Annotated in this window: 16 protein-coding genes; 13 read left to right on the top strand and 3 right to left on the bottom strand. The window is 38.0% G+C overall.

Annotated features, from left to right (window positions below; translation table 11 throughout):
- Positions 1-17: 17 nt before the first annotated feature.
- A complete protein-coding gene (locus MKX65_RS18105) occupies positions 18-818 on the bottom strand; it encodes an NAD kinase (RefSeq protein WP_340904900.1) in 801 nt (266 codons plus the stop codon).
- Between the two features lie 146 nt (positions 819-964).
- On the opposite strand from MKX65_RS18105, the gene sppA reads away from it, so the two are divergent.
- The 10 genes from sppA (at position 965) to MKX65_RS18055 (ending at position 9,562) form a co-directional block, all read left to right on the top strand.
- Positions 965-1,975, top strand: a complete 1,011-nt coding sequence (sppA, locus tag MKX65_RS18100) for a signal peptide peptidase SppA (protein ID WP_340904899.1) — start codon at positions 965-967, stop codon at positions 1,973-1,975.
- A 46-nt stretch (positions 1,976-2,021) separates the two neighbouring features.
- Complete coding sequence (locus tag MKX65_RS18095; RefSeq protein WP_340906309.1) at positions 2,022-2,489, top strand: RDD family protein; 468 nt, start codon at positions 2,022-2,024, stop codon at positions 2,487-2,489.
- Positions 2,490-2,572: 83 nt separating this feature from the next.
- On the top strand, positions 2,573-3,268 hold the full coding sequence (locus MKX65_RS18090; protein WP_340904898.1) for a DUF2953 domain-containing protein: 696 nt from the start codon (positions 2,573-2,575) through the stop codon (positions 3,266-3,268).
- Positions 3,269-3,280: 12 nt separating this feature from the next.
- On the top strand, positions 3,281-3,736 hold the full coding sequence (gene ytfJ / locus MKX65_RS18085) for a GerW family sporulation protein (protein ID WP_160546617.1): 456 nt from the start codon (positions 3,281-3,283) through the stop codon (positions 3,734-3,736).
- A 129-nt stretch (positions 3,737-3,865) separates the two neighbouring features.
- Positions 3,866-4,366: a thiol peroxidase gene (gene tpx, locus MKX65_RS18080; protein WP_160546618.1), complete on the top strand. Its 501-nt coding sequence runs from the start codon at positions 3,866-3,868 to the stop codon at positions 4,364-4,366.
- Positions 4,367-4,478: 112 nt separating this feature from the next.
- A complete protein-coding gene (locus tag MKX65_RS18075) occupies positions 4,479-5,462 on the top strand; it encodes a class I SAM-dependent methyltransferase (protein ID WP_160546619.1) in 984 nt (327 codons plus the stop codon).
- 222 nt (positions 5,463-5,684) lie between these two features.
- Positions 5,685-6,872: an acetate kinase gene (locus tag MKX65_RS18070; protein ID WP_340904897.1), complete on the top strand. Its 1,188-nt coding sequence runs from the start codon at positions 5,685-5,687 to the stop codon at positions 6,870-6,872.
- A 104-nt stretch (positions 6,873-6,976) separates the two neighbouring features.
- A complete protein-coding gene (locus MKX65_RS18065; RefSeq protein ID WP_340904895.1) occupies positions 6,977-7,819 on the top strand; it encodes an EcsC family protein in 843 nt (280 codons plus the stop codon).
- Positions 7,812-8,324 carry a MogA/MoaB family molybdenum cofactor biosynthesis protein gene (locus tag MKX65_RS18060; protein WP_340904894.1) on the top strand — a complete coding sequence of 171 codons (513 nt, stop codon included), beginning with the start codon at positions 7,812-7,814 and terminating at the stop codon, positions 8,322-8,324. The genes MKX65_RS18065 and MKX65_RS18060 overlap by 8 nt, the downstream gene beginning before the upstream one ends.
- 98 nt (positions 8,325-8,422) lie before the next feature.
- Entirely contained in the window at positions 8,423-9,562 is a 1,140-nt protein-coding gene (locus MKX65_RS18055) for a metallophosphoesterase (RefSeq protein ID WP_340904893.1), read from the top strand.
- A gap of 28 nt (positions 9,563-9,590) precedes the next feature.
- Here the strand turns inward: MKX65_RS18055 and MKX65_RS18050 are convergent, their stop codons facing one another.
- Positions 9,591-9,905, bottom strand: a complete 315-nt coding sequence (locus MKX65_RS18050) for a hypothetical protein (RefSeq protein ID WP_160546624.1) — start codon at positions 9,903-9,905, stop codon at positions 9,591-9,593.
- Positions 9,906-10,116: 211 nt separating this feature from the next.
- Between MKX65_RS18050 and MKX65_RS18045 the strand changes: the two genes are divergently transcribed.
- Positions 10,117-11,322, top strand: coding sequence for an argininosuccinate synthase (locus tag MKX65_RS18045; protein ID WP_340904892.1), 1,206 nt, complete (start codon positions 10,117-10,119; stop codon positions 11,320-11,322).
- Positions 11,319-12,692 carry an argininosuccinate lyase gene (argH, locus tag MKX65_RS18040; protein WP_340904890.1) on the top strand — a complete coding sequence of 458 codons (1,374 nt, stop codon included), beginning with the start codon at positions 11,319-11,321 and terminating at the stop codon, positions 12,690-12,692. Before MKX65_RS18045 ends, argH begins: the two co-directional genes overlap by 4 nt.
- A gap of 48 nt (positions 12,693-12,740) precedes the next feature.
- Here the strand turns inward: argH and MKX65_RS18035 are convergent, their stop codons facing one another.
- The gene (locus MKX65_RS18035) at positions 12,741-13,187 is read right to left on the bottom strand and encodes a universal stress protein (RefSeq protein ID WP_340904889.1); all 447 of its coding nucleotides are present in this window, start codon (positions 13,185-13,187) and stop codon (positions 12,741-12,743) included.
- Positions 13,188-13,299: 112 nt separating this feature from the next.
- On the opposite strand from MKX65_RS18035, the gene MKX65_RS18030 reads away from it, so the two are divergent.
- The gene (locus MKX65_RS18030) at positions 13,300-13,470 is read left to right on the top strand and encodes a hypothetical protein (protein WP_340904888.1); all 171 of its coding nucleotides are present in this window, start codon (positions 13,300-13,302) and stop codon (positions 13,468-13,470) included.
- Positions 13,471-13,476 lie beyond the last annotated feature (6 nt).

Below are 13,476 nucleotides of genomic sequence, written 5' to 3'. Positions count from 1 at the left end.
AAGCCCCCGAAATCAAATTATAAGAATGTTCTCTTCACTTTTTCCCAGAACGAATTATCCTTCAATTTCACCGTTTTAATTCTCTTTTCACTGAGTTGGATATCCACCCTCTCCACATGTTGCAAACTGAGGGCTTCATTGTCCATGCCCATTGTTGGGTGATCGTTTCCATCTTGTACAACTCTTAAAGAAAGCTTTCTCTCTCCGCTTAAGATAAAGGGAGATCCTAGCGTACGATAATAATTCGTATTTAAGGACGCAAGCTCACTTACTTGGATCGACGGCAGGAATGGGTCAACTACAGCTCCATTGACTGATTTACTGTATGCTGTACTGCCTGTCGGTGTAGAAACGATCATCCCGTCACCACGAAAGGTTTCGAAATGAAGGTCATCAATAAATACTTCTAGAACGAATGTTTTAATAATAGAAGAGCGAATACTAAACTCGTTTAAACATTGAAAGGACATTTGTCCATCCACCAACACATCAATGGTTGGATAGCGTCTTACTTCTATTTGTTCATTTGTTGTTGCCTCAATCATTTTATCTGTTTCATTGATATGGAAATCACAGTAAACTTTTAAGCTTTCAGTGGTAGAAATACCTGCATATAAACAGTCCTCACGAAAGCCGGTTTTTCTAACAGCTTGTAAGAACGTTCCATCCCCACCGATACTGACAACAATATTTGCGTCTTTGTGATCTTTGACTATTGTAAATCCTTGCTTTGCTGCAAGCTCATAAAGTGGTGAAACCGTTTCTAACATATCCGAATCTTTTTTGTGATAGAAAAAAATATTTCGACGGTTAGACATTGAAATTTCCTCCAAACAAGTTTAAATTTACCATTATATCTTTATTTTGCTAAAATGTAGGATACAGAAATTAGTTTACCTGTTTTTGAAACATTTTAAAAGGAGAACCGTAATAGTAGAGGGAAGTGGAAAAAGGAGGATCATAGATGAATGGAAAGCGTTGGGCAGCAATCGGTATTGCTGTAGTATTATTAGTATTTTCTTGGGTGACAAATGCACTCTCTTCGATGGCCTTTAGCAACATCGAGAGCTCATGGACAGAGGTATTTTCGGCCACAGAGGAACCTTTTATCGAGGAAATTATTGAGGAAGGAAATGCGTCCAAGAAAATTGCCGTTCTAGAAGTAAATGGAGCGATTCAAGACACGGGGGATGTAACATCATTTTTCCAGTCACCTGGTTATAATCATTCAGCTTTTATGGAGAACTTGGAACATGTGAAAGAAGATAAAGATGTAAAGGGGATTATTCTAAAGGTCAATTCTCCTGGTGGTGGAGTGGTTGAAAGTGCAGAGATTCATGACAAGCTAGTAGAAATCTCTGAAGAGACAAAAAAACCAATCTACGTCTCAATGGGGTCGATGGCAGCTTCAGGCGGCTATTATATTTCTGCCCCTGCTGATAAAATTTACGCCAGTCCTGAAACGTTAACGGGCTCATTGGGAGTAATTATGCAAGGGGTCAATTATGCCGGATTAGCAGAAAAATACGGTGTGGAATTTGTAACAATCAAAAGTGGAGAGTTTAAGGACATTATGAGTCCTTCAAGAGAGATGACGGAAGAGGAAAGAAATATCCTTCAAACGATGATTAACAACTCTTACGAAGGCTTTGTGGATGTGATTGCTTCTGGAAGAGGACTATCCGAAGCAGAAGTGAGATCGATTGCAGATGGACGAATTTATGATGGAAGACAAGCAAAAGAAATTGGTTTAATTGATGATTTTGGATATTTTGAGGATGTAACAGAAGCTATGAAGAAAAATGAAAAATTAGCTGGAGCACAGGTAGTTAGCTACAGTGAGAACTTCGGCTTTGGTTCATTATTCAGTATGGCAGCAAGTAAAATGGTTGGAAAAGATTTAGAGATGACCGGTTTAATGAAGCTATTGTCACAGCCTAATTCTCCAAGACTGATGTATATGTATGCGGAATAAGGAGGGTGACATTTAGATGGATAACAATCAATATGACAAGGAACAAATGGATTGGGCGGAACAACCAGCCCCCCCTCAAGCAGGGTACACCATTTTCTCCAATGCACGGTTCGCAGGCTTTTGGATGAGATTTTGGGCATATTTATTAGATCTACTTGTGATTGGAAGCATCGATCGAATCCTTATCAATCCTATCTTTCGTGCGATAGGGCTAGACTTGCATAGTGGTGACTTTTTTGCTCCAATTACAATCGCTACAGCTCTCACATTTTATGGATATTTTGTATTAATGACAAAATTCTTCGGTCAAACATTAGGAAAAATGGTTTTTGGTTTAAGGGTGATTTCTTTACACGGTGAAAAGCTAAATTGGAGTACGGTACTTTTTCGAGAGTGGGTTGGTCGATTTATCTCCACGTTTATCGTTATTTTATATGTGCTCGTAGCGTTTCTCCCTAAAAAGCAAGGAATACATGATCTATTTGCAGATACCACTGTTGTTCACGATCAATAATGAATAAACCTGTCAACAAATCCGTTGATAGGTTTATTTTTTTTTATATTGTCGATAATGGTAGGCGGAAGGGTGTGAGAGTAATGAAGTGGCTACTTTTAATCCTAATTATCTTATTGCTTTTATTTTTGCTTATCCTTTTTTTAAAGCTAAAGGTGTTTATCCACTTCTATCATGGACAAGACGATGACCATTTGAGAATAAAATTCAAAGCTTTATTTGGTCTTATTCAATACAAACTTGAAATTCCAGTCATTCAAATAGATGATGATACACCAACCGTTGTGGTAAAAACAAAAAAAGAACCTGGTGCAAAAGAACAAGTGAAGGATGAAGAAACCAGCAAGTTTACACCAAAAGAGATTCTGAATTGCTTTAAAGATTTTGAAGTTTTCATACAGCATGTTGTAGGATTGCATACAATCATCCGCAAGTTTCTAAAAAAAGTAACGATCAAAGATATCAAATGGGACTCCGTCATTGGTGTTGGGAATGCTGCATATACGGGGATGATTAGCGGAGCATTTTGGGCAGCAAAAGGTAGTCTCATCGGCGTTCTAAGTGCCTATATGCGAATGAGGAATCTACCGCAAATCACCGTTACTCCCCATTTTCAAATGGCGATTTCTCAAACCTCCTTTACATGTATGATTCAATTTCGGATCGGGCATGCTATGTTAGCAGGAATTAAACTGATTAAATTTTGGAAAGGTGGACGGCCTAATTTTAAAACAAAGCCGTTATCAGCTTTATCTAATGAAAAATCTAAATCCGTGTAAGGAGGAGTTTATATGTCTGAGCATCCGATTCAAGGGTTAATGACAACAGCAATGGAAAATTTAAAGGAAATGATTGATGTAAATACAATCATTGGTGATCCAGTTGAAACACCCGATGGCAGTGTAATCTTAACAGTTTCAAAGGTTGGTTTTGGATTCGCTGCAGGTGGTAGTGAATTCACTCTTGATAATGGGAAGGAAGAAGCTTCAAAGCATCCATTTGGCGGAGGTAGCGGTGGCGGTGTTTCAATTACTCCAATTGCTTTCTTAATTGTAAATTCAAAAGAGGTCAAAATGGTACACCTTGATGAGAGTACACATTTGTATGAAAAGATTTTGGACCTTGCTCCTCAAGCAGTGGACAAAATTCAGCAAATGATGTCTAAAAATAAGGATCAAGGTAGTGACAGTAGCCAACAGTCGAATCCAAGTGATTATGATGGTCCTAAGCATGATTTACAAATATAAAAGTAACGGGTTAACTTCCGGTTAGGAAGTTAACTTTTTTCTGTGAAAGATAAGTGTAATTATTTGCAAAATCAAGTTGAACGGGCTATGATTTTTGTGTACATATTCTGGAATGGGAGGAATTTTTTTATGGCATCAATTACTTTTAAGGGGAATCCAGTTACACTATTAGGTCAAGAAGTTAAAGTGGGTGACACAGCACCTGATTTTACCGTTTTAGCTAATGATTTATCACCAGTTACGTTAGCTGATAGCAAAGGGAAAGTTCGTCTAATCAGTGTCGTACCATCCATTGATACAGGCGTATGTGATGCTCAAACTCGCCGTTTTAACGAAGAAGCAGCGAAGTTGGATAATGTACAAATTCTTACGGTTAGCGTTGATTTACCATTCGCGCAGAAGCGTTGGTGTGCATCTGCAGGTATCGATAAGGTACAAACTGTTTCTGACCATAGAGATCTTTCTTTTGGAGAAGCATATGGCGTGGCAATCCAAGAATTACGCCTTCTTGCTCGTGCTGTTTTTGTTGTTGATTCTAATGACAAAGTAACTTACGTAGAGTATGTAAGTGAAGCAACGGATCATCCAAACTATGAAGCAGCAGTGGAAGCGGCGAAATCAGCACAATAATAAAAACGAGAAGCCTCGATCACCTTCGAGGCTTTTTTACATCTCTTTAAAATTGCCTTCTTTCCCTATGCTAGATACAATAGAAGATATGAATTTTTCAGGAGGAAGAATTATGTCACCTTCTACTTTAGAAGATTTATTTACATTGTTTAATGAGACGGCTTCTATTTTACAGGAGGAGCTAAATTGTACATACCTAGAGGCATTAGCTGAAACAGGTGAAAACCTTTTTCAACAATCTGTATTACAAGAAGAGTTAAGTGAATTGACACTTAAGAGATTAAAGAAAAGCTACGAATCGTTTCGTCCGGACAAATATACAGCTGAGGAATTACGTAAGGCGTATCAATTAGCTATTTTAAAAGGAATGAAGGAAAGTGTACAACCAAACCATCAAATGACTCCAGACGCAGTGGGAATGTTGGTAGGATATTTAGTGGATAAATTTGTTCAATCGACAAACTTCCGATTACTTGACCCAGCGGTAGGTACAGGGAATTTACTTACTACGGTAATGAACCATCAAGTGAATAAAAAGGTAACTGCAATTGGAGTAGACATAGACGATTTATTAATCCACCTTTCATTCGTAAATGCTAATCTTCAAGAACATCAAATTGAATTGTTTAATCAGGATAGTTTAGAACCGTTATTTATAGATCCAGTGGATGCAGTCGTCGCTGATCTACCTGTTGGATATTACCCAAATGACGTTCGAGCACAAGATTATGAGTTAAAGTCATCGGAAGGACATTCATACGCCCATCATCTGTTTATTGAGCAAAGTGTCAAGCATACGAAGGCGGGCGGATATTTATTTTTTATTATTCCCAATGGTTTATTTGAAAGTGAAGAGGCGCCTAAGCTTCATGCTTTCTTAAAGGAACAAGCCCATATCCAAGGAATTCTACAATTACCTATGACGATGTTTAAAAATAAACAGGCAGCAAAAAGCATTTTAATCCTGCAAAAACTTGGCGGGGACATTTTGCCACCTAAGCAGGTACTTCTTGTCAACATTCCGACACTTTCGAAAGGACAAGATGTCGAGCGAATGCTTAGAAACATTGATATATGGATAAAAGAGAACAAATAATAGGGAACCGATAGCTTATAAAAAGGCTATCGGTTTTTTGTCTTATTTTCAGAATATAATTACTTTATTCTGTAACCGATACCAAAATTAGCTTGTTCTTGAAATGTATGTGAGGCAGTGATTAAATGGGGAATGGAGAGATAGAAACGAGCGTCTTAGTGCAAAATAAATTTGTATTAGCGTATTTTAGAGTTTCTTTAAAAAAGGAGCGGTATTTATCATATGTCAAAGGTAATTGCGATTAACGCAGGAAGTTCGTCACTGAAATTTCAACTATTTGAAATGCCGAATGAAGATGTTATTACAAAAGGACTAATTGAGCGTATTGGTCTTAAGGATTCTATTTTCACGATTTCTGTGAATGGTGAAAAGGTTGAAGAAGTTACAGATATACCTGATCATGCGGTTGCAGTTAAAATGCTTTTAAATAAGTTAACTGAATCTGGAATTATTAAGTCACTTGAAGAAATTAATGGTATTGGTCATCGTGTCGTGCATGGTGGAGAAGAATTCAATGACTCTGTTTTAATTACAGATGAAGTGTTAACTAAGATCGAGGAGTTATCAGAGCTAGCGCCTCTTCATAATCCTGCTAATATTACTGGAATTCGTGCGTTCCAACAAGTACTTCCAAATGTGCCAGCGGTTGCTGTATTTGATACAGCCTTCCATCAAACCATGCCAGAAAGCTCTTTCTTATACAGCTTGCCTTATGAATATTATAAAGAGTACGGTATTCGTAAATATGGTTTCCATGGTACGTCACACAAGTACGTTTCAGAGCGTGCAGCTGAACTATTAGGTCGTCCACTTGAACAGCTTCGCTTGATCTCTTGTCACTTAGGTAACGGTGCAAGTATTGCGGCGATTGAAGGTGGTAAGTCTATTGATACATCTATGGGCTTCACCCCACTTGCTGGTGTAACAATGGGAACTCGTTCAGGAAATATTGACCCAGCGTTAATTCCTTTCATTATGGAGAAAACAGGAAACAGTGCTGATGAAGTATTGGATATCCTTAATAAAAAGAGTGGAATGTTAGGAGTATCTGGATTCTCAAGTGACCTTCGTGATATCGAGTTGGAAGCTGAGAAAGGGAATGAACGTGCGGAATTAGCGTTAGAAGTATTCGGAAACCGAATCCACAAGTATATTGGTTCTTATGCATCTCGCATGTACGGTGTTGATGCAATCATCTTTACAGCAGGTATTGGTGAGAACAGCCAAGCCATTCGTGCACGTGTACTTCAGGGCTTAGAGTTTATGGGTGTATATTGGGATCCAGCTTTAAACAAAACACGTGGAGAAGAAGCGTTTATTAACTATCCGCATTCTCCAGTAAAAGTAATCGTTATTCCAACGAATGAAGAAGTTATGATTGCACGTGATGTTGTAAAATTAGCTGAATAATATTCTTATACACAGGCAAATGCTGATCATGCATTTGCCTGTTGCTTTTTCTCCAAAAACCATGAGTATGCTATACTTAAGCTAGTTAAGAAGGAGGGAAGGTAATGGCTTTAACAAGTCGTGAAAAACAAGTGATGGCCTCGATTAAAGAATGGGAAGAGAGTCTTTACAGCTATTCTCCTAATGATCTTGAAGTAACGTATGATAAATACGTAGAGCGAGTTTTTTCCCTATTACCAGAAGAAACACAGAAGCAGTTTTACATAGCCTTAGATAGCTGGTTATTTCATTTACATGCATTAATACAAGGAAGTCAACTTCAGTTCGATGCAAAAGAGCGAATTTTATCAGCTGGAAGAGTATTTGACCAAAGCATTACACAAATTGAGGATTTAAAACATTTAAGCATTGATCAGCTTCAGTACATTGCTGAACAACAAATTTCGAGACATAGACTGTATTCCTTTGCTCAAGGAGGAATGTCTGGAACTGGTGGTGCTCTTTTATTGGGTGTGGATCTTCCTGCAGTTACCGTCATCAATCTTAGAGTGATTCAACTTATTGCAATGACCTATGGATACGAAGTTAATACCCCATTTGAAATGATGAATTCTTTGAAAGTTTTTCATGCTGCTACTCATCCTGTACGAATGCAGATGTATAGCTGGGAGGAATTAAAGCAGGATTTTGGGAAACATAGAGAATACTTTTATGAGGGAAAAGAGGAACTTACAGATATTACATGGATGGAACAACCTCTAAAACAGATCTTTAAGTCGATTGCCATTCTTTTCTTTAAAAATAAGACCCTTCAAGGAATTCCTCTTATATCCATGGCCATTGGAGCAGGTAGCAATTATCAATTAACAAGAAAAGTGACGGATTTTGCTCACTCCTATTATCAATTGCGTTATCTAACAGAAAAGGAGAACACTTACGATGAGTAAAGATGAGCATAAGCAAACTGCACCTAGCTCTGTCACGTGTAAAGTAATTACTGTGAGTGATACAAGAACAGAGGAAACCGATAAAAGTGGTCAGCTCATGATATCCTTATTGAAGGAACATGATCATGTGATTGCAGATTACGTGATTGTTAAAGATTCACGAGAAGAAATTACTAGGGAAGTTCTTCGGGGCTGTATCGATGATTCAATCGATATTATTTTAACAAATGGTGGTACAGGTATTGCGAAACGTGATGTAACGATCGAAACCGTTCAAACGCTTTTTGAGAAAGAAATAAGTGGGTTCGGGGAATTGTTTCGGATGCTTAGCTATACGGAAGATATTGGCTCTGCTGCTATTTTATCAAGAGCGATTGCAGGAGTTATTCAAAATAAAGCGGTCTTTTCTACTCCAGGGTCAACAGGAGCAGTAAGGCTTGCGATGAATAAATTAATCTTGCCTGAGCTCGGTCATATCGTAAGAGAACTGAAAAAAGATCTGTAAAAAAAGTGAGACATTAGTTCTCACTTTTTTTTGGTTAAATAAGGGGCAGTTTGGGAAGAGTAATAAATCAATCACTTCTTACATTAGAAGGTGGGTAGATGAGAAATTTATTGCTTTTCGTTATTATTAGCTGTCTTATTGCATCACCTGCTGAACAAGTCATTGCAATAGAAGAACCAGTTCCTCCGTCCATTGAGCTTCGTATCCTTGAGACGACAGATCTACATAGTTACATGATGGATTATGACTATCGAAACAATAAAGAAACAGTGGAATTCGGATTTGCAAGGACAGCGAGTTTAATTAAAGAGGCAAGAAAGGAAGCAAAAAATGTACTTCTTTTTGATAATGGTGATTTAATTCAAGGAAGTGCACTAGCTGAGCTTGCTTCTAAGACGTATCAATTTGACCAAAGCTTCATCCATCCAGCATTTAAGGCGTTAAATCGCCTCCGATACGACGGGGCAACGCTTGGAAATCATGAGTTTAATTTCGGGTTAGACTTTTTGCAAACGAGCTTACGAGGAGCTGATTTTCCATATGTAAATGCTAATATTTATGTGCAAGATCATAATTTACACTCATTTGATGATATCAATTATTTTAATCCTTACATGATATTGGATAAAAGATTCACAGATACAATGGGGGTTGAGCAGAATGTCAAGGTTGGTGTCATTGGGTTAATTACGCCCATTGCAGCAAAGTGGGATGAGGAGCATTTTAAGGGGAAAATTAAAATAAAAAGCATGGTGTCAACGCTTAAGCATTTCATACCGATTATGAAGAGCGAAGGTGCTGATATCATAATTGTTCTAGCCCATGCCGGTCTGGCAGCCGATGAGGGTGTAGTAAATAAAAGTGAAAATAGTGTCATGGCATTAACAGAAGTGGAAGGAATTGATGCCATCCTTTACGGTCATAGTCACTCTCTATTTCCCAACGATGATTATTTTTTACAGCAACAATTTATCAATATCGAAAAAGGTACAATCCGTAGTATTCCATTAGTACAAGCTGGGTATTGGGGGAATCATCTTGGGATTATTGATTTGTCAATCAGAAAGGTAAATGATTTATGGAAAGTAGTAGACTCTCGATCTGAAGTGAGATCGATATATAAAAAATCTGGAAAAGATGAAAAAGTACCAGTTGTCCAGCCGGATGAGGAAATTATAGATGCCTTAAGAAACGATCATTCAAACACGCTAGAGTATATTAAAAATAATAAAGAATAAAAGAGCCTTCAGCCTTCTGAAGGTTCTTTTAATGGTGGGCTTTCCCGCCTATATCCTGGTTTGTTCGATACCACAGCCATAAATCATTAATGATGGAAGCAAGTTCAGCAATTTCGGTGTTTAATTGGCATGATTTCCGAAAATCACTTTCATCTGATAAAGAGGCTTGCTTCATATTAATATGTTCTTCAAGTTCTGCAATTCGATCTGGAATGTATCCTCTAATTTTCTCCCACTCCAATAGAATGCTTTGCTGAGTATGGAAGGTATAATCCTCCCAGTTTTTATGCAAAGCAGGGAGCTTGATACCTAATCTTTCATTTAATTCAAAGTATTTCTCCATTAAAAGCTCCTCCCTTTCATCTTATAATCATTCTACTACAGTCTTTTCATGCCTTCCAGACGAAAGCTTGATAAATATTTTAATAAATTTTTATACATTTTTAAGAATAAGTATTGAAAATAGGAAGAAAACTTGTTACATTTGTATACATATTATTAAAGTATAAAAATATAAATCATTTGAATATTTATTCGATATTAGGAGGATTATCATGTCAGTTCAAAAAGTTGTTCTTGCTTATTCAGGAGGTTTAGATACATCAGTAGCAGTAAAGTGGCTTCAAGATCAAGGGTATGCAGTAGTTGCATGCTGTTTGGATGTTGGAGAAGGTAAAGATCTAGAATTTATTAAACAAAAAGCATTGCAGGTGGGTGCGGTTTCATCATACGTAATTGATGCAAAAGAAGAATTCGCGCATGAATATGCATTAATTGCATTGCAAGCTCAAGCGATGTACGAAGAAAAGTATCCTCTTGTATCAGCTCTATCTCGTCCACTAATTGCGAAAAAATTAGTAGAAGTTGCTGAGCAAGAAGGAGCTGTTGCAGTAGCGCATGGTTGTACCGGCAAAGGAAACGATCAAGTTCGTTTTGAAGTATCCATTTCTGCGTTAAACCCTGATTTAAAAGTTCTTGCTCCCGTACGTGAGTGGAGCTGGTCTCGTGAAGAAGAAATTGAGTATGCAAAGAAAAACGGAATTCCTATTCCGATTAATTTAGATAGTCCATATTCAATTGATCAAAACCTTTGGGGTAGAGCAGCAGAATGTGGTGTACTAGAAGATCCTTGGGCAGCACCACCTGAAGGAGCATACGATATTACCTTGCCACTTGAGCAAACACCAGATCAAGCGGATGTTGTTGAAATTGAGTTTGTTAGCGGAGTTCCTGTTAGCCTAAACGGAAAAAACTACCCACTTTCAGAGTTGATTTTAAAATTAAATGAAATGGCTGGTAAGCATGGGGTTGGCCGTATCGACCATGTGGAAAACAGACTTGTGGGTATTAAGTCTCGTGAAGTGTATGAGTGTCCAGGAGCGATGACATTATTAAAAGCACATAAAGAGCTTGAAGACTTAACACTTGTGAAGGAAGTAGCTCATTTTAAGCCAGTTATTAGCAAGAAGATTGCTGAAGTGATTTATGATGGACTTTGGTTCTCACCACTAACTACTGCTTTAAAAGCGTTCCTTAAGGAAACACAAAAGTATGTAACGGGTACTGTTCGTGTGAAGCTATTTAAAGGCCATGCGATTGTTGAAGGAAGAAAGTCAGCTTACTCCTTGTATGATGAAAAGTTAGCAACATATACAGCAGAAGATCAGTTTGACCATCAATCTGCAGTTGGTTTTATCCAACTATGGGGTCTGCCAACTAAGGTACAATCTGAAGTGCAACAAAAGAAGGTGACTGTGTGAAAAAGCTTTGGGGAGGACGCTTTACCAAAACAGCAGAGGAATGGGTAGACGAATTTGGAGCCTCCATTTCCTTTGATAAAGAGCTAGTCCTGGAAGATATTCAAGGTAGTTTAGCACATGTAAGCATGCTCTCTTCGTGCGGTATTATATCGCACGAGGAAGCTGCTCAAATAACAGATGGACTGAAAATTTTACAAGAAAAAGCGATCAATGATGAACTTGAATTCTCTGTAGAATTAGAGGATATTCACTTGAATCTTGAGAGTCAGCTTATTCAATTAATTGGCCCTGTTGGTGGGAAGCTCCACACAGCTAGAAGCAGAAATGACCAAGTGGCAACAGACATGCATTTGTACTTACGAAGAGAGACTCAGCATGTTGTTGAACTGATTGAAGGACTGCAGCAAAGTTTATTAGTGCAAGCTGAAAAGCATGTCCAAACTGTCATGCCGGGCTATACACATTTACAAAGAGCACAACCTATCTCGTTTGCTCACCACTTGCTTGCCTATTTTTGGATGCTTGAGCGTGACAAAGAAAGATTCCAAGAAAGTCTTAAGAGAATTAATAAATCTCCACTAGGTGCAGGTGCTTTAGCCGGAACTACATTCCCTATTGACCGTGAACTTACAGCTAGCCTTTTAGAGTTTTCAAGTATTTATGAAAATAGTTTAGATGCTGTTAGTGATCGAGATTTTATATTGGAATTTATGTCTGGAAGCTCGATCTTGATGATGCATTTATCAAGACTAGCTGAGGAGTTTATTTTATGGTCAAGTCAAGAATTTCGATTTATTGAGCTTGATGATAGCTTTACAACTGGATCAAGCATCATGCCGCAAAAGAAAAATCCTGATATGGCTGAGTTAATCCGTGGGAAGACTGGAAGAGTATATGGCAATCTCTTTGGCTTACTAACGGTATTAAAGGGGCTACCACTTGCTTACAACAAGGACATGCAGGAAGATAAAGAAGGCATGTTTGATACGGTAAAGACGATTACTGGCTCATTGAAGATTTTTGCTGGTATGGTTGAAACGATGAAAGTAAATGAGAACGAAATGGAAGTTGCTACAAAGCAGGACTTCTCTAATGCGACCGAGCTTGCCGATTATTTATCAGGGAAAGGAATTCCATTCCGCGAAGCTCATGAAATCGTAGGAAAGCTCGTGCTTACATGTGTTCAAAGTCAATGTTATTTGGCTGATTTACCACTCGAGCAATATAAGGAAGCAAATTCATTATTTGAGAATGATATATACGAGGTGTTAAACCCGGTCACTGCAGTGAAACGTAGAAACTCAGCAGGAGGAACAGGGTTTGCACAGGTAGAAGAGGCCATCGTTAAAGCAAAATCAAAGTTAAAGTAAAAGCAAGAAAAGCACGCTAATGACTAATAGCGTGCTTTCCTGCGTTATTTATTCTTTTTCTGTACGAACAACCAAAACATCACAGCGTGCATAACGGGTAATATGTTCGGAAACGCTTCCAATTAAAAAACGTTCTACCGCATTCAATCCAGTTGCTCCACAAATAATTAAATCTACTTCATGTTTTTTCGCTAAGTCTTTAGGGATTTTCACCTTTGGAGAGCCGTAATCGATCTCATAGGTTACATGTTGAACGCCTGCATTCAATGCCTGCTCTTTATAGCTTTCCATTAGCTCTGTAGCAAACTTGTCTGCTCTCTCCGCGATTGTACGGTCATATGCTTCTACGGTTGCAAAAGTTCGAGTGTCGATGATGTGAGCTAATAGAATTGTTGCATTGTTCCGTTTGGCCACTTCGATGGATTTCTTAAAAGCCCATTCTGCTTCTTTAGACCCGTCTACAGCAACTAATATCTTCTTATACGTAATACTCATGTTCATCTCCTCCTTTACTTTGATTATACAATACCCAATTCATGTATATCTGTAGCAATTTTTCGAAAAATAATAGAGGCGGGAAAATACACTTTAAAGGAGCTAATCATCAATGAAAAAGGAAGAGATGAAAGGGCAATCGCATTATATTTACGACCAGCAAGGGGAGAACAGTGTTAGTTCACAAATTATGGACGCCTATAATAGTGGTGTCATTGATCAGCCAAACGGTCAGTTCGACAATGAAAAGTATGATAATATGTTTGGGAATGAATCTGAATAAGCAAAG

The organism is Robertmurraya sp. FSL R5-0851 (genome assembly GCF_038002965.1).
In the GTDB taxonomy this organism is placed as follows: Bacteria; Bacillota; Bacilli; order Bacillales; family Cytobacillaceae; genus Robertmurraya_A; species Robertmurraya_A beringensis.
Note: the sequence above shows the minus strand (reverse complement) of the source record. Positions and strands in the feature narration are given on the sequence as shown.